This window comes from Nostoc sp. DedQUE05, assembly GCF_034530955.1.
Taxonomy (GTDB): Bacteria; Cyanobacteriota; Cyanobacteriia; order Cyanobacteriales; family Nostocaceae; genus Nostoc.
The window spans coordinates 12,817-37,353 of record NZ_JAVRCB010000003.1 but is presented as its reverse complement, the minus strand read 5'-3'; the positions used below and the strand labels follow the sequence as shown (position 1 = coordinate 37,353).

Genomic DNA, 24,537 nt, shown 5'->3' with positions numbered 1-24,537 from the left:
CTAATTAAGTGACGTGGAGGTAAGTTTCTATGAATATCGAAGAATTGGTAGCCGATCTGACTAAGCAGGGTGTGAAGTTGTGGGTTGAGAGCGAGCAGTTGCGTGTTAATGCCCCCAAAGGAGTATTGACACCAGACACTCGTAATTTACTGGTTAACCGTAAAGCAGAACTTGTTTCGTTGCTGCACCAGAAAAATGAGTTAGTAAAGTTCACTGGAGGTATCGCTACTAACACAGATTTATCCCCGATCAAAGTCGATCGTCCTCAGAACTTACCTCTGTCTTTTGGCCAAGAACAAATCTGGTTATTGAACCAGTTGGAACCAGATAACCCCTTCTACAACGAACAAGCAGCTCTAAAACTGCACGGTCAGTTGAACGTCGTAGCACTAGAGCAAAGTCTCAACAAAATTATCTCTCGCCACGAAGCATTACGTACCAACTTCGACACCATCAACGAGCAGCCAGTCCAAGTAATTGCTGACAGCTTAATCTTAAGTCTGCCAATCATAGATTTAACAGATTTACCTGAAAGTGAAAAAGCGATCGCTTGTCAGCAATTAGCCACAGCAGAAACAACTCGACCCTTTGCCCTTGCTAATTCTCCTTTAATTCGAGCTTCTGTGCTTAAACTCACAGAGGTAGAACACGTCTTGCTAATCACAATACACCACATTGTTTTTGATGGTTGGTCAATGGGTGTGATAATGCGGGAATTAGCAACCATTTACTCAGCCCTTAGCAATAACTTATCTCCAGAGTTACCTGAGCTACCAATTCAGTATGCCGACTTTGCTATTTGGCAACGGCAGTGGTTACAAGCAGAAATACTCGAAACACAGCTTGACTATTGGAAACAACTACTCAAAAACGCTCCTACCTTACTAGAGTTACCCACAGACAGACCAAGACCAGCCATTCAAACTTTCCGAGGCGCACTCTACAGTGTTGAACTTTCAAATCAACTGAGTCAAGCAGTTGCTAATTTCACCAGGCAAGAGGGAGCTACTCTGTTCATGACGCTGTTCGCAGCTTATGTTACCTTGCTTTATCGGTATACAGGCTCCGATGACATTTTAGTAGGCACACCCATTGCTAAACGCGATCGCTTAGAACTTGAAGGGTTAATTGGCTTTCTTGTCAACACTTTAGTATTACGTACCGATTTGTCAGGCAACCCCACTTTTCAACAGTTACTGAACCGAGTGCGGCAACTGACACTCTTAACTTCTGCTCACCCAGACCTGCCCTTTGAAGAGTTGGTAAAAGCATTACAGCCACAACGAGACCTCAGCCATACACCACTGTTTCAGGTGATGTTTGTTCTCGAAAATGCTCCCATGTCTGAAGTAGAGTTTACTGGGTTAAGTGTCAGTCCGTTAGCGACAGAAAGAACAATTGCCAAGTTTGATTTGACTTTATTCATTAAAAATACTACCTCTGGGCTGGCAACTGTGTGGCAATACAACACAGACTTGTTTGATGCGCCCACCATAGAGCGGATGGCGGGTCATTTTGTGACCTTGCTCGAAAGCATTGTTACTAATCCACAGCAGCAAATTTCCCAATTGCCTCTACTGACACAAGCACAACAACGACAGTTACTTGTCGAATGGAACGATACTCAAACTGAATATCCCAAAGATAAATCTATCCATCAGTTGTTTGAGGAGCAGGTTAAGCGCACACCCAATGCTGTAGCGGTGGAATTTGGCAATCAACAACTGACTTACCACCAATTAAACTGCCGTGCTAACCAGTTGGCGCACTACTTGAAGTCTTTAGGAGTTGAAGCCGATGTATTGGTTGGGTTGTGTGTCGAGCGTTCCTTAGAAATGGTCGTGGGACTATTAGGGATTCTTAAGGCAGGTGGGGCTTATGTGCCACTTGATCCAGAGTATCCAACTGAACGCCTGAGTTTCATGTTAGAAGATGCTCAAGTTTCAGTGTTGTTGACCCAGCAATCATTCCAGGAGAGACTACCTCAGCATCAAGCAAAACTTGTCTGCTTAGATACTGACTGGCAACAAATTTCCCAGTCTAGTCAGGATAATTTCATCCCTGGCGTACAAGCAACTAATTTAGCATATGTAATTTATACCTCTGGTTCTACAGGTCAACCTAAAGGTGTAGCTCTGAATCAGCTTGCTCTTTGCAATTTGATTCTGTGGCAACTGCAAAATACTACAATTTCTACTGGAGCAAAAACGCTGCAATTTGCTCCTATTAGCTTTGATGTCTCCTTCCAAGAAATATTCACTACCTGGTTTTCGGGAGGCACATTGTTCTTAATTACGGAGGAGTTGCGCCGAGATCCAGTAGCTTTGTTAGGTTTTCTCCAACAAAAATCTGTTGAGAGACTGTTTGTTCCCTTTGTTGCTTTACAGCAATTAGCTGAAATCGCTGTTGATAGTGAATTAGTTAATAGTCATCTAAGGGAAATTATTACTGCTGGGGAGCAGTTGCAGATTACTCCCGCTATTTCTGGGTGGTTGGGCAAACTAACCGATTGTACTTTGCACAATCATTACGGGCCATCAGAGAGCCATGTAATCAGCACTTTTACTTTGGCTAATCCAATAGAGAATTGGCCGTTACTTCCTCCAATTGGACGACCGATCGCGAATACACAAATTTACATTTTAGATAAGTGTCTACAGCCTGTACCCGTTGGTATACCGGGAGAATTGTACATTGGTGGTGTCTCTTTGGCGCGGGGCTACCTTAATCGAAGGGAGTTAACACAAGAAAAATTTATCTCCAATCCCTTTGAGAAGGCAGTAGGGAGTAGATTATATAAAACTGGGGACTTAGCACGCTATTTACCAGATGGCAACATCGAATATCTGGGACGCATTGATAATCAGGTTAAGATCCGAGGCTTCCGCATTGAGTTAGGCGAGGTTGAAGCAGTACTGAGCCAATATGGTGATGTGCAAGCATCTTGTGCGATCGTCCGCGAAGATACTCCAGGTGATACTTGTACTGAGCGAAGCCGAAGTAAACGCTTAGTTGCCTACGTGGTAGCACATCAGAACTGTACATTGGCAATCAGCGAACTGCGGCAATTCCTGAAAGCAAAGCTGCCAGAGTACATGGTACCTAATGCTTTTGTGATGTTGGATTCCTTGCCACTGACTCCTAGTGGTAAAGTAGATCGCCGTGCTTTACCTGCACCTGATGTAGACAGCAGTAATTCAGACAAATTCGTAGCCCCACGCACTCCGATTGAAGAACTACTGGCACAAATTTGGGCGCAAGTGCTGAAAGTGGAGCAAGTAGGAGTTTATGATAACTTCTTTGAACTTGGGGGACACTCGCTACTAGCAACGCAACTAGTTTCACGCATTCGTAACATTTTCAAAGTAGAACTACCATTGCGTGAGTTGTTTGCCAAAGCGACAGTTGCCGAATTAGCACAGGTAATTGAGCAGTTACAGCAACAAATACTTCGACTTACCTCGACTCCGGCTCCATCGAGCGAAGTCGAGATGCTCGGTACAAGTCGCTCAGTACAAGAGATAGAACTCTCTGCGCCGCCTATCTTGCCAAGAGCAAATAATTCAGACTTACCACTGTCTTATGCTCAACAGCGTCTATGGTTTTTAGACCAATTAGAGCCGAACAGTGCCTTATACAACTTGCCTATAGCTTTGCGTCTAGTGGGAAATGTCAATCAAGCAGCCTTAGAACAAAGCTTACAAGAAATTATTCATCGTCACGAAGCCTTACGCACCAATTTCGTCACTGTTAATGGAAAACCTTCTCAAATCATTCAAACACAAACGAATTGGACGCTCTCAGTTCTTGAGTGGCAATATCTGCCACCAGGCGAACAAGAAATAGCCACACAGCAATTAATACAACAACAGGCTATTCAGCCTTTTGAACTAGCAAGTGTTGCATTACTCAGGGCGACCTTAGTAGTGCTGTCCGAGACAGAACACATTTTGTTAGTGTGTATGCACCATGTGGTGTCTGATGCTTGGTCAATAGGTGTGTTTATCCAAGAATTAGCAGCACTGTACAGTGCTTATTCTCAAGGTCAGCCGTCACCTTTAACACCACTGCCGATTCAGTATGCAGATTTTGCCTTATGGCAAAGAAACTGGTTACAAGGAGATGTACTGCAAAGCCAACTAAGTTACTGGCAACAACAACTCAAAGATGCACCAGCTTTATTGTCCCTACCTACAGACCGCCCTAGACCTGCGGTGCAGACTTTCACTGGCACATATCAAGAGTTTGCACTGTCAGTTGAGTTAACTAATAGACTGACAAAACTGAGCCAGGAGCAAGGAGTAACTTTGTTCATGACGCTCTTGGCAGCTTATGATACTTTACTTTATCGCTACACAGGTGTAGCAGACATTTTAGTAGGGTCTCCTATTGCAAACCGCGATCGCAGTGAGACAGAAGGGTTAATTGGCTTTTTTGTCAACACTTTAGTGATGCGTAGTAACTTGGCAGATAATCCCAGCTTTAGCGAATTGCTCACTCGTGTTCGAGAAATGGCAATGGATGCTTATGCTCATCAGAATTTGCCTTTTGAAATGCTAGTTGAGGCATTGCAGCCACAAAGAGACCTCAGCTATACACCACTGTTCCAAGTGATGTTTGCACTCCAGAATGCGCCTATGTCTGAAGTCGAGTTGGCTGGGTTAAGTGTCACCCCATTGATTGCAGAAAGCGCAACAGCTAAGTTTGATTTGTCTTTATTAATGCAGAACACTCCTATTTCGACTACGCTCAGTACAAGTACTGGAATGGTGGGTGTATGGGAGTATAGTACTGACTTATTTGATGCCAGCACAATTGAGCGGATGAGTGGGCATTTTGTAACCTTGCTGGAAAGTATCGTTTCTAACCCTACTGAGCGCATTTCTCAATTATCACTGCTGACACAACCTGAGCAACAACAGTTATTAGTAGAGTGGAACGATACTCAGGCGGATTATTCTCAGGATAAGTGTATCTATGAATTGTTTGAAGAACAGGTCGGGCGTACCCCAAATGCAGTAGCAGTTGTATTTGAAAATCAACAACTCACCTATCACCAGTTGAATTGTCGCGCTAACCAGTTGGCTCATTACTTGCGCTCATTGGGTGTGGAAGCAGATACGCTGGTTGGGTTGTGTGTAGAACGCTCTTTAGAAATGCTTGTGGGACTCTTGGGAATTCTCAAAGCAGGCGGGGCTTATGTGCCACTTGACCCAGACTACCCTACTGACCGTTTGGCATATATGCTCAATGATTCACAGGTGCAGATACTGTTGACTCAAAAGAAATTGCTCACTAGCTTACCGGAACATACCGCCCGTGTATTCTGCTTAGATCGAGACTGGGAAGACATATCTACAGAAAGTGAAGACAATCCAGTTAGTGGCTCTACAACTGATAACTTAGCTTATGTCATCTACACATCAGGCTCAACAGGTCAACCAAAAGGCACTTTAGTCAACCACTCAAATGTAGTGCGTCTGTTTGCAGCCACGGATTCTTGGTATCACTTTAGTCAAGATGATGTATGGACAATGTTCCACTCTTATGGATTTGACTTTTCCGTGTGGGAAATTTGGGGCGCATTGCTGTATGGTGGGCGATTGGTAGTAGTTCCGTATTTAGTGACGCGATCGCCCGAATCCTTCTATCAGTTATTAGCTCAAGAGCAAGTCACAATTCTCAATCAAACACCTTCCGCCTTCCGCCAATTAATTCAAGCTGAACAGTCAGGTTTAACCACTAACGATTTGAACTTACGCTTGGTAATTTTCGGTGGAGAAGCCTTAGAAATCAAGAGCTTACAGCCTTGGTTTGAGCGACATGGCGACACCTCACCCCAATTAGTGAATATGTACGGGATTACGGAAACTACTGTACACGTCACTTATCGTCCATTGAGCAAGGAAGATTTAAATCACACAGCCAGTATTATAGGTCGTCCGATACCTGACCTCAAGGTGTATGTGCTGGACGAATATTTTCAGCCAGTACCAATTGGCGTTCCTGGTGAGATGTACGTTGGTGGTGCTGGGGTGGCGCGCGGTTATCTGAATCGTCCAGAACTGACAGCAGAACGCTTTATTTCTCATCCTTTTAGCAACTACGACAAAGCGCGACTATATAAAACAGGGGACTTGGCACGGTATTTGCCCAATGGCGAGTTAGAGTATTTGGGGCGAATTGATAATCAAGTCAAGATTCGTGGTTTCCGCATTGAGTTGGGAGAAATTGAAGCATTACTAGCTGCTCACCCAGATGTTTGGGAAAGTGTGGTGGTGGTGCGAGAAGATGAACCGGGGGACACTTGTACTGAGCATCTCGACTTCGCTCGATGGAGCCGGAGTCGAAGTAAACGTTTAGTGGCTTACGTAGTGCCGCAGGTGGGGCAATCTTTGACAATCCAAGAACTACGTCGCTTCCTCAGCAACCAACTGCCAAGCTACATGGTTCCAAGTGCTTTTGTACAGTTAGAAGCTCTCCCACTGACAGCAAATGGTAAGATAGACCGTCGCGCTTTACCTGTACCTGACACTGCAAGACCAGAACTAGAAGATGTTTTTGTCACGCCTAGCACAAGAGAAGAAAAAATATTAGCCACTATCTGGGCTAATGTTCTCGGTATTGAGCAGGTGGGTATTCATGATAACTTCTTTGCTTTAGGTGGAGATTCTATCCGTAGCATTCAAGTGCTGTCTCAAGCTAAAGAACAAGGTTTGAATCTCTCTCTTGCACAGCTATTCCAATATCAGACGATTCACGAGCTAGTTCAAGAACTAAAAACACAAAAGAATGACGCTACAAAATTAGAATTAACTCAACCATTCAGTCTCATTTCTGAAACAGACAAAGAACATTTACCCGACGGTGTAGAGGATGCCTATCCTCTGGCTATACTGCAAATGGGAATGGTTTACCACAGTGAGTACAGCCAAGATAGTACATATCACGACATTTTCAGTTTCCATCTCAAAACCCCGTTTGATGTTCAACTTTTACAAGTTGCTATTCAAGATTTAATCAATCATCACCCTGTACTGCGGACTTCGTTTGAGCTTAGTAAATTTAGTATTCCGTTGCAACTGGTTCATCAGCAAATTGAGATTCCCTTGCAGGTAGAAGATTGGTGTCATTTAGATCATTCTCAGCATGAAGTTGCCTTAGCTAATTGGTTTGAAGCTGAAAAGAAACGTCATTTTGATTGGACTCATCCTCCTCTATTGCGTTTCTTTGTGCATCGTCGCACACCGGAAACATTTAATTTGTCTTTGAGCTTCCACCATGCCATTCTTGATGGGTGGAGTGTTGCTTCAATGATGAGTGAGTTTTTTAAACGTTACTTGTCACTTTTAGGCAAATCAGTAGATTATGTATCGCCATTTAGTATTGCGTTCCGGGATTTTGTAGCTTTAGAGCAACAAGCGATCGCTTCACCAGAAACTCAGCGATACTGGAGTGAAAAGTTAAATGACAGCACTTTCACCAAATTACCTCGCTGGTCTTCTGTACCAAAACATACCAATGCTAAAGAACTTGGTGTGCAAGAGGTAAATTTAGCTCCTGAGATTTTTGCTGGCTTAAAACAGCTGGCTCACTCCGCAGAAGCTACACTCAAGAGTGTGCTTTTGGCTGCCCATCTGCGAGTATTAAATTTCCTCAGTGGTGAACAGGATGTAGTAACGGGGGTAGCCGCTAACGGACGACCTGAACAAAATGATGGTGAGCGAATTCTGGGACTATTCCTGAATACATTGCCATTCCGCCTGCAATTTGCTGGAGGCACTTGGATAGATTTGGTGCAACAAGTGTTTGCAGCAGAACGAGAAATGTTGCCACACCGTCGCTATCCTTTGGCGGAGATACAGAGGAGTTTGGGTGGTGAGTCTCTGTTTGAAACGGCGTTTAATTTCACTCATTTCCATGTCTACGAACAGCTACTGGAACTCGATAATTTACAGTTGCTAGGTGGAAAGTTTTTTGAACAAACAAACTTTACTTTCTTAGCTCAATTCAGCGTCAGTCCCAACTCTTCTGACATAACACTGAATTTAAAGTACGATTCCTGCGAGTTATCCACCGAACAAGTTAACAGGATTAGTGATTATTATCTGAGAGTTCTAGCGGCAATGGCGAAGGAGCCACAAGGACGCTATGAGTTGCACTCTCTTGTGTCTAGTGAGGAGCGCCATCAACTTTTAGTGGAGTGGAACAACACAGCAGTAGAGTATCCCCAAGATAAATGTATTCACCAGTTGTTTGAAGTACAAGTAGAACAAACACCCAATGCAACGGCGGTGATATTTGGGGATCAACAGCTGACTTATGCCGAGTTAAACGCCAGAGCAAATCAACTTGCCCACTATCTCCAAACCCTTGGGATCAAACCAGAAGTATTGGTTGGGTTGTGCGTTGAACGTTCATTAGAAATGGTGGTGTCAATGTTGGGAATTCTCAAGGCGGGTGGTGCTTATGTGCCACTCGATCCAGAATATCCCCAAGAGCGATTAAACTTCATGCTCGAAGACACTCAGCTATCAGTCGTATTGACTCAAGAAAAGCTAGTTGATAAGCTAGGCAGCCAAGCTAATGTAGTTTGCTTAGACTCACACTGGGATATCATCAGCCAACAAACACAACACAACCCAACTACCAGCGTCAAAGCTGATAACTTAGCTTATGTAATGTACACAAGCGGTTCTACAGGTCAACCCAAAGGTGTTAGCGTTCTCCATCGAGGTGTAGTTCGATTAGTCAAACAAACCAACTATGTGAGCATTTCTGCTCAAGATGTAATTGCACAAGCCTCAAATTACGCCTTCGATGCTGCTACTTTTGAAATTTGGGGCGCACTACTTAACGGAGCGCGATTGGTGGGGGTGAGCAAAGATTTGGCACTTTCGCCACAAGACTTTGCAACCTTTATTCAAGCACAAGGTATTAGCGTGTTATTTTTGACAACTGCCTTGTTCAATCAAATTGCTCAAGAAGTCCCTTGTGTTTTCCATTCACTGCGGCATCTTCTATTCGGCGGTGAAGCTGTCGAGCCGAAATGGGTCAAAGAAGTATTGAAAAATGGTGCGCCGCAGCGACTACTCCACGTTTATGGGCCAACAGAGAATACAACATTTACTTCTTGGTATTTGGTGCAGGATGTACCCGAAAACGCTAAAACTATTCCCATCGGTCAACCAATTTCCAACACGCAAATCTATTTGTTAAATTCCCAACTACAGCCCGTGGGCGTTGGTGTACCAGGAGAAATTTATATTGGAGGTGATGGTCAAGCAAGGGAATATCTTAACCGACCAGAGTTAACACAACAGAAATTTATTCCCAACCCTTTTAGTTCTGACTCCTATTCGTGCCTCTACAAAACTGGCGATAAAGCACGCTATTTACCTGATGGCAATATTGAATACTTGGGACGTATTGACAACCAAGTAAAAATGCGCGGTTTCCGCATCGAATTGGGAGAAATCGAAACAGTCCTGAGCCAACATAGTGATGTGCAAGCATCTTGCGTCATCCTCTGTGAAGATAATAGAGGTGATAAACGCTTAGTTGCCTATGTGGTAGCGCATCAGGACTGTACACCCACTTTAGGCAGCGAACTGCGGCAATTCTTGAAAACAAAATTACCAGACTACATGATGCCAAATGCTGTTGTCATCTTAGAGTCATTGCCGCTAACTCCTAACGGCAAGATAGATCGCCGTGCTTTGCCCATACCGGATTTACAAAGCGAAATTTCAGATAAATATGTTGCCCCGCGCACACCAATAGAAGAAACACTGGCACAAATGTGGTCACAAGTGCTGGGATTAGAGCAAGTAGGAATTTATGATAACTTCTTTGAACTTGGCGGACACTCGCTACTTGCAACTCAACTAGTTTCACGCATCCGCGATCGCTTCAAAGTCCAACTCTCTTTAAGCGAATTGTTCAATGTTGCAACCATAGCTGAACTAGCGCAATCTATCGGGAAGTTACAGCAACAAAACTTAGACTTAACTGTTCCACGCATTCTACCAAGGAGCAAGAGATGATTACTGAAGAATTACCCCTATCTTATGCTCAACAGCGTTTGTGGTTTTTAGACCAGTTAGAGCCGAACAGTTCTACATACAACATCCCCTTAGCTTTGCGTCTAGTCGGAAATCTCAATCGGGCTGCCTTAGAACAAAGCTTACAAGAAATTATCGATCGCCATGAAGCGTTACGCACCAACTTCGTAACTGTTGATGAACAACCAATACAAATCATTCACACACAAACGAATTGGAAAGTCTCAGTTCTTGAGTGGCAAAATCTATCACCAAGCGAACAAGAAATTGCTACACAGAAATTGGTGCAACAACAAGCTATTCAACCGTTTGATTTAGCAAAGGGAGCATTAATCAGAGCAACATTAGTAGTTTTGTCCCAGACAGAACACATCTTGTTAGTGTGTATGCACCATGTGGTTTCTGATGGCTGGTCAATGGGTGTGTTTGTCTCTGAACTAGCAACACTGTATAAGGCTTATTCTCAAGGTCAGCCGTCACCTTTAGCACCTCTACCGATTCAGTACGCAGATTTCGCCTTATGGCAGAAAGATTGGTTGCAAGGGGATGTACTGCAAACTCAACTGAATTACTGGCAACAACAACTAAAAGATGCACCAGCTTTATTGCCGTTACCTACAGACCGACCAAGACCTGCTGTGCAGACTTTCACAGGCACAACTCAAGAATTTACACTCTCAGTTGAGTTGACTAATAGATTAGCAAAACTCAGCCAGGAGAGAGGTTGTACTCTCTTTATGACTCTGTTAACAGCCTTTGATATCCTACTTTACCGCTACACTGGACAATCAGATATCTTGGTGGGAACACCGATCGCCAACCGCGATCGCTCTGAAATAGAAGGGTTAATTGGCTTTTTTGTCAATACCTTAGTCATGCGTACCAGCTTGGCAGACAACCCCACTTTTAGCGAATTACTTGGACGCGTTCGGGAAATAGCTCTAGGAGCATATAATCATCAGGATTTGCCTTTTGAAATGTTAGTTGAGGCATTACAGCCAGAACGGAATCTCAGTCATACACCACTGTTCCAAGTGATGTTTGCACTCCAAAATGCGCCAATGTCGGAACTAGAGCTTGCAGGCTTAACTATCAGTCCTTTACCAGCACAAAGCACAACTACTAAGTTTGACTTGAGTTTATCAATGTACAACTCAGGTGCTGGATTAGTGGGTGTTTGGGAGTATAGCACTGACTTGTTTGATGCCAGCACAATTGAGCGGATGACTGGTCATTTTGTGAATTTGCTAGAAGGGATTGTAACTAATTCAAAGGAGCGAATTTCGCAATTACCAATGCTTACACAAGTTGAGCAACAACAATTATTAGTTGAATGGAATGATACTCAAGTAGATTATCCTTTTGATAAGTGTATCCATCAGTTGTTTGAGGAGCAAGTAGAGCGTACCCCCAATGCTGTAGCAGTTATCTTTGACAATCAACAACTGACTTACCAGCAATTGAATTGTCGCGCTAACCAGTTGGCACATTACTTGCAGTCTTTGGGTGTAACAGCAGATACACTGGTGGGTATTTGTGTAGAGCGTTCTTTAGAAATGGTCGTGGGACTACTGGGTATTCTCAAAGCGGGAGGGGCTTATGTGCCACTTGACCCAGACTATCCCCAAGAACGCTTGAGCTTTATGCTAGAAGATGCTCAAGTTAAGGTACTGCTAACGCAACAGCAAGTCGTTGAAAAGTTGCCCCAGCATCAAGCGCAAGTTGTATGTTTAGATACTGAGTGGGAATTTATTTCACAATCAAGTCAAGATAATGCGATCGCGCAGCTTACCGTAGGTATCGCCTCTGTGCAAGCAACTAACTTGGCTTATGTAATTTACACTTCCGGTTCGACTGGAAAGCCCAAAGGGGTTATGATTCCACATGGCGCGATCGCCAACCACTGCTGTATTATTCAACAAGCTTATGCACTTAGAAAGAGCGATCGCGTACTCCAGTTTGCCTCAATCAACTTCGATGCCTCATTAGAACAGATATTACCTACACTAATAGTTGGCGCTACCTTAGTACTCCGAGGCTCGGATGTATGGACTCCGACAAACTTCCAAAAAATAGTTTCGGATTTTGAACTTACTGTCGTTAATCTCCCAACAGCCTATTGGCAACAATTGACTCAAGAGTGGGTCAAAACACAAGTGTTAGATACCAACAGCAAACTCAGACTTGTGATTGTTGGCGGAGATGTAATGTTGCCCGAATATGTTGCCATTTGGCAACAAAGCCCAATGTCTGGTGTTCGTCTAATCAACGCTTATGGCCCTACAGAGACGACTATCACGGCAACCCTATTTGAAATTCTTCCCCAGTTGAGTCAAGACATTAATCTGAAAAAAATTCCTATTGGTCGTCCTTTACCTAACAGGACTGTATATATTTTAGATAGGTATTTACAGCCTGTTCCCATTGGTGTGCCAGGAGAATTGTACATTGGTGGTATGGGGTTGGCAAAAGGTTATCTCAACCGTCCACAGCTGACAAGCGAAAGATTCATTCCCAATCCATTTAGTACTAATCCAAATTCCCGCCTTTACAAAACTGGGGATTTGGTACGCTACTTAAGTAACGGTAATATCGACTACTTAGGACGAATTGACAATCAAGTTAAAATTCGCGGCTTCCGCATTGAGTTGGGAGAAATCGAAACAGTATTGAGCCAACACGGGGATGTAGAAGCATCTTGTGTCATTGTTTGCGAAGATACTCCAGGTGATAAACGCATAGTTGCTTACATAGTACCGTATCTCGGACAAACACCTACAATTAACCAACTGCGTCAGTACCTCTCTAGCCAACTGCCTGCTTACATGGTTCCTCATGCTTTTGTGATGCTGGAGTCCCTACCGCTTTTGCCAAATGGTAAGGTAAACCGCCGTGCTTTACCTGCACCAGACTCTCGTGGAGAACTCCAAGTCAGTTTTGTAGCCCCACGCAATCAAATCGAGGAAATACTAGCGCAGATTTGGGCAGAAGTCCTGAGAATAGAACGAGTAGGCATTCATGATAACTTCTTTGAACTTGGCGGAGATTCTATTCTTAGTATTCAAATCATCAGTAGAGCAAAGCAAGCAGGATTGCAACTGACTCTCAAGCAATTATTTGCACATCAAACAATTGCCCAGTTAGCAACAGTGGCAAACGTAGAGAGTGTTATTCAAATAGAACAAGGATTAGTCACAGGGACATTACCTCTAACGCCAATTCAACACTATTTCTTTGAGCAAAATCTCTCACAGCCGCACCACTTTAATCAAGCATTTCTGCTTTCAGTACCATCTGACCTCAAGCCAGAGTTATTAAAGCAAGTATTACAGCAATTACTAGTACATCATGATGCTTTGCGCTTACGTTTTATACAGTCTGACTCTACTTGGCAGCAAATTCACTCTGCTGTGACTGATAGCGTTGCTTTCTCTCAAATAGACTTATTGACACTCCCAGAGAGCGAGCAACAAACGACTATTGAAGCTAAAGCGGCTTCCTTCCAGGCGAGTTTGAATCTGTTAGAAAATCTAGTGCAAGTCGCCTTTTTCTATCTGGGTATTGACAAAAGAGCGCGATTACTTATAGTCATCCACCACTTGGTAGTTGACGGCGTTTCCTGGCGAATTTTGTTAGAGGATTTGCAAACAGCTTACCAGCAACTTGCTCAAGGTAAAGCCATTAAACTTCCTACTAAAACAACTTCTTTCAAAGATTGGTCTAATAAATTAACCGAATATGCACAGTCACAAGTCCTCAAATCTGAAGTGGCTTATTGGCTGAATGAATCTCGTATCGCAGTTCCTTCCATCCCAGTAGACTATACACAAAGAGCAAATACTGTTGAAGGAGCCAGTACAGTATCGGTTTCGTTAAGTGAGGCACAAACTCGTGCCTTACTACAAGATGTACCGAAGGCTTACAACACTCAGATTAACGATGTGTTATTAACTGCCTTAGTGCTGGTTTTGAGCAGATGGACTAACTCTAACTGTGTGCTGTTCAACTTAGAAGGTCATGGCCGGGAAGATATTATTGATGGTGTGGATTTATCACGCACTATCGGCTGGTTTACAACCATTTTCCCTGTAGTTTTAGAACTGGGAGTTACAGAAAATCTAGCCGATGCCTTAAAGTCTGTCAAAGAACAACTACGGGTTATTTCCAACAAAGGAATTGGCTATGGCTTATTACGCTATCTAAGTCAAGATGTAGAAATCGCTGCTCAACTACAGGCATTACCGCACGCAGAAATCAGTTTCAATTATTTAGGTCAATTCGATCAACTTCTCAATACATCTTCTTGGATACAGCCAGCTAGCGAAGCTGCCGGACACAGCCAAAGTTTGCAGAACAACCGCGCTCATTTATTAGACATTAACAGCATTATTACTGGAGATCGGTTGCAAATTGAGTGGATTTATAGCACGAATGTTCACCAGCAAACCACGATCGCAAGTCTGGCGCAAGAATTTGTCGAGACATTGCAAGGGTTAATTGCTCATTGTTCATCTGGTGAGAGTGGAGGTTATACACCTTCAGATTTTCCGTTAACCAAGCTCAAACAGCTAGAACTTGACCAACTGTTAGCAAGTTTAGGCAAGACTAACTCCAAAAATATTGAAGATATTTACCCGCTTTCTCCTATGCAACAGGGGATGCTATTTGAAAGTTTGTATGCTCCAAATACAGGAGTATATTTTGAGCAGTTAAGTTTCACTTTAAAAAGTGAGTTGAACGTAGCAGCTTTTGAGCAAGCTTGGCAGCAAGTGGTAGCACGGCATTCCATCTTGCGGACTGCTTTTGTTTGGCAGCAATTAGCCCAGCCACTTCAAGTAGTGTATCGGCAGTTGGAGATTAACCTTAACAGGCATGATTGGCAACAGCTATCTAGCCAAGAGCAGCAACAGCAATTAGAGCTTTTCTTACAGTCACAGCGACAACAGGGTTTCCAACTGAATCAAGCACCATTGATGTACCTGGGTCTGATTCAATTGAGTGCAGATAGTTATCAATTCGTTTGGAGTTCTCATCATTTATTGCTTGATGGCTGGTCAATGCCTTTGGTTTTCAAAGACTTATTGTATTTTTATCAAGCAATTTCTCAGGGTGAAACTGTAGCCGTTCAACCAGCCCAAAACTACCGCAACTATATTGCTTGGCTACAGAAACAAGATTTAACCCAAGCTGAACAATTCTGGAGAGAAAAACTTCAAGGTTTTACCTCACCTACTTCTTTGACAGTTGATAAACCATCGTCAAAACGACAGCAGTTAAATTCTAGTTACAGCGAACAACAAATCCAACTGACAGAGCAAGCGACAGCTGCCCTACAGACTTTTGCACGGCAGCATCAACTAACGATAAATAATTTAGTGCAAGCGACTTGGGCATTACTACTAAGTCGCTACAACCAAGAAAAAGATGTAGTTTTTGGTGCTACTGTTTCTGGTCGTCCGCCGTCTCTCATTGGTATTGAGTCAATGGTAGGAATATTTATTAACACCTTGCCAGTGCGAGTTCAAGTTGGAGATGATACCCAAGTCTGGACTTTGTTGAAGGATTTACAAACACAACAAGTAGAGTCTGAGCAATACTCATATAATTCATTAGTAGATATTCAAGGGTGGAGCGAAGTTTCTAGAGGAACGCCTTTGTTTGAGAGCATTGTTGTCTTCGAGAATTATCCTGTGGATGAGGCAGTACAATCGCACAATCACAGTTTCTCTATTGAAAGTATTCACAGCATTGAACAAACCAATTATCCTCTAACTGTAATTGCTGCTCCTGGTAAGCAATTGTTGATGAAGATTAACTATGATACGAGCCGATTTGATGATGGTGCGATCGCTCGTTTGTTATGTCATTTCCAAACATTGCTTGAGGGAATTATAGCTAACCCACAGCAACAAATCGCCCATTTGCCACTGATAACACCAAGGGAACAGCATCAGTTATTAGCTGAATGGAACGATACTCAGACGGATGACCCAATTGATAAATGTATCCATCAGTTGTTTGAGGAACAAGTAGAACGTACTCCAGATGCAGTAGCGGTAGAGTTTGAGAATCAACAACTTACTTACCACGAATTGAATTGTCGGGCAAATCAGTTAGCACACTACCTGAAGTCCTTGGGCGTAAAACCAGATGTGCTAGTTGGATTGTGTGTTGAACGCTCATTAGAAATGGTCGTGGGGCTTTTGGGGATTCTGAAGGCTGGTGGTGCTTATGTGCCACTTGACCCAGACTATCCGATTGAGCGTTTGCACTTTATGCTCGAAGATACCCAGGTAAAGGTACTGCTTACCCAAAAGCAACTTATTAGCAAACTACCTGAACATCAAGGAAAGCTTGTTTGTTTAGATACTGACTGGGCAGTAATTTCTCAATGGAGCCAAGAAAATCTCGTTACTCATGTAGAAGCTAGTAACTTAGTTTACGTAATATTTACCTCTGGTTCTACAGGTAAACCAAAAGGTGTAGCTTTGCCCAATCGAGCAATCACTAATTTGATTCAATGGCATTTAGCTACTCTACAAACAGGAGTAGGAGTTCTTCAATTTGCATCATTAAGTTTTGATGCCAGCATTCACGAAATGTTCGCCGCTTGGTGTTCTGGTGGAACGCTATTTATAGTTTCCGAAGCTGTGCGTTTGGATTTGGACAGTTTAATTCACTTCCTGGCAAGCAAACCTATACAGAAGGTGATTCTTCCAGTTGTTGTGCTTCAGCAATTGGCAGAGGTATACGGACAGCAAAAACATTTGTTCAAAAATCTCACAGAAATTATTACCACTGGCGAACAACTGCAAGTAAATCGACCAATTGTTAATTTATTTAATAACTTAGAAAATTGTTCGCTTCATAACCATTACGGCCCTTCGGAAACCCATGTGGTAACAGCTTTTACTTTCTCAGGTACACCAAATACTTGGCCTGCTTATCCTCCTATAGGAAAACCTATTGACAATACACAAATGTACATTGTCGATAGTAATTTCCAACCTGTCCCCATCGGCGTTACTGGTGAACTGTACATAGGCGGCGTTGGATTGGCTAACGGTTACTTTAACCGTCCTGAATTAACGAAGCAAAAATTTATCCCCAATCCCTTTGGTCGAAGCAGGGGAGATAGAGAAGGCCAATTTTCTCATTCTGAATTCTTGTATAAAACTGGGGATTTAGCCCGTTATTTACCAGATGGCAATATTGAATTTTTGGGTCGTATTGACCATCAGGTGAAAATTCGGGGATTTCGGGTTGAACCCGGAGAAATTGAAACTGTACTCAATCAACATCCAGAAATTCAAACAACTGTCGCCATTGTCCGGGAAGATACCCCAGGTGATAAACGTTTAGTCGCCTATGTAGTACCCCATGAACAATGTGTACCGACACTTAGCCAACTGCGTCAGTTCTTAAAAGCAAAACTGCCAGCTTACATGATCCCAGTAATAGTTATTCTGGATTCCTTGCCCCTAACACCCAACGGTAAAGTAGATCGGCGTGCATTGCAAGCACCTTCTGACAGCAGTGACGCAGACAAATTTGTTGCGCCACGTAGCCAAGTAGAACTGCAACTAACACAAATCTGGTCAAGGATTTTAAAAGTTGACAGGGTAGGAGTACAAGATAACTTCTTTGACCTTGGTGGTCACTCGCTTTTAACGCCTTACTTAATGGCGCAAATTAAACAGCAGTTTGGTAAGGATATTGCGATCGCTAGCTTATACCAAAATCCCACTGTTGAACAATTGGCGACTGTTATACAAGCGGATTCCAACTTCTTAACTAAATCTCCCTTAGTAGCAATTCAGTCCCACGGTTCTAAACCACCTCTGTTTTGTCTTCCAGGGGCGGCTGGCGATCCCTTTTACCTGTACAACTTAGCCCGTTGTCTGGGTTCAGACCAACCATTTTACAGTTTTCAAGCAGATGCTCTTTGTAAAGGAGATGAACCAATTACCTCCGTTGAGGATGTAGCCACCCAGTATATTCAAGCACTCTTAGCTATCCAACCGCAGGGGCCGTATTTTTTGGCAGGGCATTCTTTTGGGGGTAAATTAGCTTTTGAAATAGCGCAGCAGTTACTTGACAAAGGTCATAAGGTTGCTTTAGTTGCCATTCTTGATACCAAAGCACCGTTTTATCAGGAAAATCCAATCGGTTTTGATTGGAATAACGGTAAATGGTTGTTTGAATTTGCGCGTGCGATCGAAGTTGTTTACGCCAAGAACTTGAATATTTCTATTGATACTCTTGAATCTTTGGTTTGGGAAGATCAGCTGAAATATGTTCTCGAACGACTAAAAGATGCCGATCTTCTGCCCCCCGATGATGAAATTACGCAGCTTAATAATAAGGTGCAATTTCTCAAAAATAACTGCTTAGTTAGTTATGTACCACAACAGTTTTATTCCAGCCGAATTACCCTCTTACGTGCTAGTGAAACTGCTACTGTTGATGAGTCTAATAGTGAAGTACCTGCTGAAATTTTGCAGGATTTAACTTGGGGCTGGGGAAATTTTTCTGACGAACCAGTAGATGTCCATTTTGTTCCAGGCAATCATGTAACGATGATAAATCAGCCCCACGTTCAGATATTAGCAGAACGTTTGCAAGCTTGTATTGAACAAGCACAGAAAGCTACAGATGATGAGGTATAAGCCTGCCCAAGTTTGGCAATATTAATTCAATTTACTTAGTTAATTTACACCATCAAAACAATAGTTATGTTATACACCAATTCAATCGAAAAAACCGTAACATTAACAGCAGAGCAAATAAAGGATTATAGAGAGAATGGGCTATTATTTATCCCAGAGCTTTTCTCTCAAAAAGAAGTTGAGGCAATGCACGTTGCTGTTGAAGATTTGATAGTAAAAGATACGCCAGGGCGGATATTAGAAAAAGACAACACAACAGTGCGTGCCCTTCATGGATGCCACCTCGATTCAGAGACTTTTAATGCCTTAACTCGTCACCCTAGCCTTTTAACATCTGCTTATGAAATTCTCAATAGCGATGTATATGTTTACCAATTTAAAATTAACTTTAAAGCAGCTTTTGGCGGAGATTTATGGCCGTGGCATCAAGACTTTGTATTTTGGGATGAAGAAGATGGAATGCCATCTCCAAAAGCCTTGAATGTTGCAGTTTTCTTAGATGAGTGTAATGAGTTTAATGGGCCTGTCTATTTCATTCCAGGTTCTCATAAAGAGAGCCTTTTCCACTTGGGACAAATAAAATCATCTGAAGTTAACGGTCAAGAAAAAGACTGGAAATCTAATGTAAGTGCGGCTCTCAAGTATTCCCTCGATAAAGAAACGATCGCCAAGCTAGCTGATGAAAAAGGTATCGTCGCACCAAAAGGCCCTTCAGGTTCTGTCCTCTTCTTTCACTGTAATTTAGTCCACGGATCAGCACCTAATATTTCTCCCTACGATCGCAGGCTGTTGATTATTACTTATAACAGTATCAATAATATACCAACCTTCAAAGGGCAACCCAGACCAGAATTTTTAGTAAGCCGCGACCACACACCACTAAAGCTTCTATGCGACAAAGTTCTGATTTAACCTACAAGACGAGAGGCTAGAGGATGTTTTCAAAGTCTTGCGATCCCCTCTAGCCCACCAAAGGGTGGAAACTACTCAAATAATTATGAAGGAGATTTTCTACGGTAGTGATTACTGATTATTCAACACTAAAAAGCATTAAAGTTAACTTAAAGATTGCAGCTTATTTATAAAATATGGCACCCCAAGTTATTCAAGCTAAACCCTCAAAAAATGCTTTCTCAGATTTTATTCAATTTTGGGAAGATGTAAAAGCGATCGCTGGCCCTTACTGGTATCCAACAAAGCCAGGAGAAAGAGCTTTTTCAGATGTTATTCGTGCCTGGGGAATGCTCATTCTCCTAATATTACTAATAATCACTGTTGTAGGTGCAAATACTTTTAATAGTTTTGTTCACCGCTATTTAGTTGATGTTATTATTCAAGAAAAAGACTATTCTAAATTTATTGATATTCTATTAATCTATGGTGTTGGACTTGTATTGATAACGCTTTCAATAGGATTTTCTAAATTTATTAGAAACCAAATTGCTATTGATTGGTATCAATGGCTTAATAAGCATATTTTAAATAAATATTTGCACAATCGTGCTTATTACAAAATTAACTTTAAAGTCGATATTGATAATCCAGATCAACGTTTAGCTCAAGAAATTGAACCAATTACCAGTAGTGCCCTCAGTTTTTCAGCTATTTTTCTAGAAAAAATACTGGAAATGATGACTTTTATAATAATTGTCTGGACAATTTCTCAACAAATAGCTGTTGTTTTAATTATTTATACAGTTATAGGCAATTTAATTGGTGTTTACTTAAATCAAGAATTGATGAATATTAATCAAGCGGAAATCGAATCTAAAGCTAATTATAATTATTGTCTAACTCATGTGCGCAATCATGCTGAGTCGATAGCTTTTTTTCAAGGAGAAGAACAGGAACTGAATATAATTCAACGCCGATTTATTAATCTCATAAAAAATGCTAAACAAAAAATTAATTGGGAGAGAAATCAAGCAATTTTTAACAGAGGATACCGTGCTGGAATTGAATTTTTTACGCTTTTAGTACTCGCACCTTTATTTATTAGAGGTGATATGGATTTTGGAGAAATTGGACAAGCTACTACAGCTTGCTATATGTTTGCTAGTGCTGTGGAAGAATTAATCGCTGAATTTGGCGTTTCTGGGCGATTTTCTAGTTATGTTGAGCGTTTATCTGAGTTCTCAGATGCCTTAGAAGCAGTAACTAAAGAACCAGAGAATGTCAGTACTATTAAAACAATAGAAGAGAATCATTTCGCTTTTGAGCATGTCACCTTACAAACACCAAACTATGAGCAGGTAATCGTCGAAGACTTGTCATTAAACGTTCAGCCTGGAGAAGGTTTATTAATTGTAGGGCCGAGTGGTCGAGGAAAGAGTTCTCTGTTGAGAGCGATCGCAGGTTTATGGAACGCAGGAACTGGTCGTCTAGTGCGTCCTTCCCTAAAAGAAGTCTTATTCCTACCCCAGCGTCCTTATATCATTTTGGGAACTTTGCGCCAACAGTTACTCTATCCTAAAACTAATCGTCAAATGACCGACGCAGAACTCAAAGAAGTTTTGCAACAAGTAAACCTGCAAAACTTGTTAAGTCGAGTTGAAGGTTTTGATACTGAAGTTCCTTGGGAAAATATATTATCGCTGGGAGAGCAACAACGCCTCGCTTTCGCACGCCTGTTAGTGACTCATCCAAGGTTCACCATATTAGATGAAGCAACAAGTGCTTTGGATTTAAAAAATGAAGGAAGTTTATATCAACAATTACAAGCAACAAAAACAACGTTTATTAGCGTTGGGCATAGAGAAAGTCTATTTAATTATCATCATTGGGTTCTGGAACTTTCACAAGATTCCAGTTGGCAACTTTTGACGGTGCAAGATTATCAAAATCAAAAAACAATTATCCAGAACTCTACTGAAAATACTCGCATTACTATAGACAGTTTGCCTAACAATGAATCCCAAAATCAATCAGAAATATTGACTCAAAAAGCTAAAAGTATAGGACTTTCTCATAAAGAAATGACTGACTTAACCTTCTATTCCATTAAGACGATTAGAAGTAAGGCAAGTAAAGGTGAGTCTATCACTACTAGGGACGGCTTGACCTGCCACTATGACAAAGACTTAAAGGTGTGGAAATGGGTTGAAGGGGTGACAAAAAAGTTATAAAGCGGACTGGATAAGAGTCGAATGGCACGCTTGTTAACGGCAAACCCATTATATATCAGGCTTTTAGGTGTGGGGTGTGGCTGAGTGGGTCTAGTGAGTCAGAAATTTATTTGTATCCCCACTCATATTTACTTTTCTTGATTTTTCCCGACACCCGACACCCTACCCCCAACACCCTGCCCAGAGAAAATCTTGTGGTTGGTATGAGGCGATCGCTCCTGACACTACTCACCCGATAAAAACGATCGAAAATTCGCTTAAGTTCGTGTTGTGGAATTTCAATACCTGTATCTTGAACTTTAATTACAGCATTAAGTAACCAAGCCTGAAAAAAACTGCGATTTAAGTAACGAGAAATCCAATCATTTAAGTCTGAAGGATTAATAAGATGATGAAAATTTAGCATCACTAAGGATAAAATTAGTGTCTGCTATCATTACAGGGCAACGCATCTAAATATTAAAGATTTTTAATAGATATGGCATTTTATTTGGAACTTTCACACAAGCTATAGCCTACGTCAAAAGACAAGTTGTCAAACTTAAGTTTTTTTAGGAGGGTATTCAATTTTCATCTGTTGATAGACAGGTCAGTTGCTTCTGTTTTTCTGTCAAGGGTAAGTGAACGATAAAGGAGCTACCTTTACCAACTTGGCTTTGCACCTGTATACTACCTCCATGAGCCTGAACAATTGCTTGCGCGATCGCTAATCCCAATCCAGATCCACCAGTACGACGTGAGCGATCGCTGTTCACTCGATAAAAACGGTCAAAAATCCACTTTTGCTCGTGCGATGCAATGCCAATACCTGTATCTTGAACTTCAATTACAGCATGACCGTTGGTGCGTTTGAGGATGACAGTTACATAACCGCCAGCAGGGGTGTATTGAATAGCATTAGCAATTAGATTAGAAAGTACACGTAACAGTTGGTCTTCATCTCCCATTACGTATAAAAGCTCTTGACATAACACCAAAGATGTTAGCTGCAAAGAAGCCGCAGCCGCTAATGCTGAAAATTCTTCCAAGAGGTCATTAATCAAAATATTCAAACAGCAATGTATTTGTTGTGTCGCCTGCGTTTGCTGTTCCAATCGAGACAGTAACAGCATATCCTGAACTAATTCAGCTAGTCGATAATTTTGACGTTGAATAGATGCCAAAATATCTCGCGCTTCCTCAGATAGATACTCCATATCAAATAAAGTTTCTACCGTTGCATTAATCGCTGCTAGAGGAGTACGCAACTCATGAGAGGCATCAGACGTAAACTGTTGCATTTGTTTATACGAAGAGTCAATTGGTCGCATTGCTAACCCTGCCAGCCACCAACTAGAACCACCAACTAACAATACCGTAATTGGCAATCCTAGCGCCAAAATTACTTTCAAAGCCGCGAGACGATTATCAAGGTCATTTAAACTGCGCCCTACCTGAATATAGCCCCAATATTGATTATCTTGAGTGTGCAGCAGTAAAGACTTTTGACTGTAACGATTACCCTGTAAGTCTTTGAGTGTTTGCCAAACTTGGGGAAGCACAGCCGATGGCAATTCATCCGCTTGGAAACCTGCCACTGCAATTAACCGTCCTGAACCATCGACAAAACGGATGTAATATTGCTTATCTTTGTATACAGGACTAAAAATACCGTGTTCATCAGGGGTGGTTTTACCGTGCCGAAGGATCTTTTGGGTAGAACAACTGGACTGGGCTAAACAAATATTCGGTAAAACCTGCCGAAAAACTGGCTCTGTAATACCAGGTTGTTTCAAATTTGGTTCAATTACATCATGAAGTGTACCCGCTACCGATTCCAGTTCCCGGTTGATAGAAACCACATAAGCATCAATAATTACCTCATAAACCACGAAACCGCATAAGGACAGAATTAAAGCCATAACTACCGCATACCAGGTAGCCAATTGCCAGCGAGTCTTACGAAATAGTCGAATTTGCATTGCCAGGATTGAAACGATAGCCCATACTAGGGATTGTTTCGATTAGCCCATCACAACCATACTCCGATAATTTACGTCGCAAAAGTCGGATTTGAGCTGCTACTACATTACTAACGCGTTCTGCACTAAAAGCATACAGATGATTCAAAATCTGGTCGCGAGTAATAACTGTATTAGGACGTTTCATCAAGTACTCTAATAATTGAAATTCCTTTTTTGTTAAATAAATTACCTTATTTTCCCCATTAGGATACTGACGAGAAACTGTACAATTACCGCAATCTAGGATAAGGCCACCAACGTGCAATTGTAAAGGCTGGAACTGGGGTCTAAGTGTTGCACCTCCAAAGGAAGCTCGCCTTTGCAAAGCCCGCAACCGTGCCAGTAGTTCTGCCATGCCAAACGGCTTGATCAGATAGTCATCAGCCCCTGCGTCTAGTCCAGCAACCTTATCTGCCATGCTATCTTTAGCGGTTAACATTAGCACTGGTAAAGCGTTGCCCCGATCCCTTAAACGCTTGCACAGTTCTAAACCTGACATTCCCGGCAGCAACCAATCAAAAATTGCCAGTGTATATTGAGTCCAATCATGTTCTAGATAAATCCAGGCTTCATTTCCATCCAAAACCCAGTCAACAATATATCTTTCTTTACTCAACTTTCGCTGAATCGATGCACCCAAATCTGGCTCATCTTCCACTAGCAAAACTTTCATAAT

Annotated in this window: 6 protein-coding genes and 1 pseudogene; 4 read left to right on the top strand and 3 right to left on the bottom strand. The window is 42.0% G+C overall.

The genetic code is table 11. The annotated features are described in order from the left end of the window. The first annotated feature begins 29 nt into the window (after positions 1 to 29). From RMZ42_RS03310 to RMZ42_RS03295, 4 genes are all read left to right on the top strand, one after another. On the top strand, positions 30 to 10,046 hold the full coding sequence (locus tag RMZ42_RS03310) for a non-ribosomal peptide synthetase (protein ID WP_322670063.1): 10,017 nt from the start codon (positions 30 to 32) through the stop codon (positions 10,044 to 10,046). Continuing rightward, positions 10,043 to 18,733: a non-ribosomal peptide synthetase gene (locus tag RMZ42_RS03305; protein ID WP_322670062.1), complete on the top strand. Its 8,691-nt coding sequence runs from the start codon at positions 10,043 to 10,045 to the stop codon at positions 18,731 to 18,733. Before RMZ42_RS03310 ends, RMZ42_RS03305 begins: the two co-directional genes overlap by 4 nt. A gap of 66 nt (positions 18,734 to 18,799) precedes the next feature. Then, on the top strand, positions 18,800 to 19,645 hold the full coding sequence (locus RMZ42_RS03300) for a phytanoyl-CoA dioxygenase family protein (RefSeq protein WP_322670061.1): 846 nt from the start codon (positions 18,800 to 18,802) through the stop codon (positions 19,643 to 19,645). Positions 19,646 to 19,821: 176 nt separating this feature from the next. Further along, entirely contained in the window at positions 19,822 to 21,858 is a 2,037-nt protein-coding gene (locus tag RMZ42_RS03295) for an ABC transporter ATP-binding protein/permease (protein WP_322670060.1), read from the top strand. 214 nt (positions 21,859 to 22,072) lie between these two features. On the opposite strand, the pseudogene RMZ42_RS34620 reads toward RMZ42_RS03295, so the two are convergent. The 3 genes and pseudogenes from RMZ42_RS34620 to rppA form a co-directional block, all read right to left on the bottom strand. Continuing rightward, positions 22,073 to 22,168, bottom strand: a pseudogene (locus RMZ42_RS34620) (ATP-binding protein); the annotation flags it as partial. 253 nt (positions 22,169 to 22,421) lie between these two features. Next, complete coding sequence (gene rppB / locus RMZ42_RS03285) at positions 22,422 to 23,819, bottom strand: two-component system sensor histidine kinase RppB (protein ID WP_322670059.1); 1,398 nt, start codon at positions 23,817 to 23,819, stop codon at positions 22,422 to 22,424. Beyond that, the gene (gene rppA, locus RMZ42_RS03280; RefSeq protein ID WP_322670058.1) at positions 23,797 to 24,534 is read right to left on the bottom strand and encodes a two-component system response regulator RppA; all 738 of its coding nucleotides are present in this window, start codon (positions 24,532 to 24,534) and stop codon (positions 23,797 to 23,799) included. The genes rppB and rppA overlap by 23 nt, the downstream gene beginning before the upstream one ends. Between the last annotated feature and the right edge of the window lie 3 nt (positions 24,535 to 24,537).

What these genes read in the sequence shown, in the direction of transcription:
- RMZ42_RS03300 (WP_322670061.1), top strand. Translation starts at nt 18,800, where the DNA reads ATGTTATACACCAATTCAATCGAAAAAACCGTAACATTAACAGCAGAG.
- RMZ42_RS03295 (WP_322670060.1), top strand. Translation starts at nt 19,822, where the DNA reads ATGGCACCCCAAGTTATTCAAGCTAAACCCTCAAAAAATGCTTTCTCA.
- RMZ42_RS03310 (WP_322670063.1), top strand. Translation starts at nt 30, where the DNA reads ATGAATATCGAAGAATTGGTAGCCGATCTGACTAAGCAGGGTGTGAAG.
- rppB (WP_322670059.1), bottom strand. Translation starts at nt 23,819, where the DNA reads ATGCAAATTCGACTATTTCGTAAGACTCGCTGGCAATTGGCTACCTGG.
- rppA (WP_322670058.1), bottom strand. Translation starts at nt 24,534, where the DNA reads ATGAAAGTTTTGCTAGTGGAAGATGAGCCAGATTTGGGTGCATCGATT.
- RMZ42_RS03305 (WP_322670062.1), top strand. Translation starts at nt 10,043, where the DNA reads ATGATTACTGAAGAATTACCCCTATCTTATGCTCAACAGCGTTTGTGG.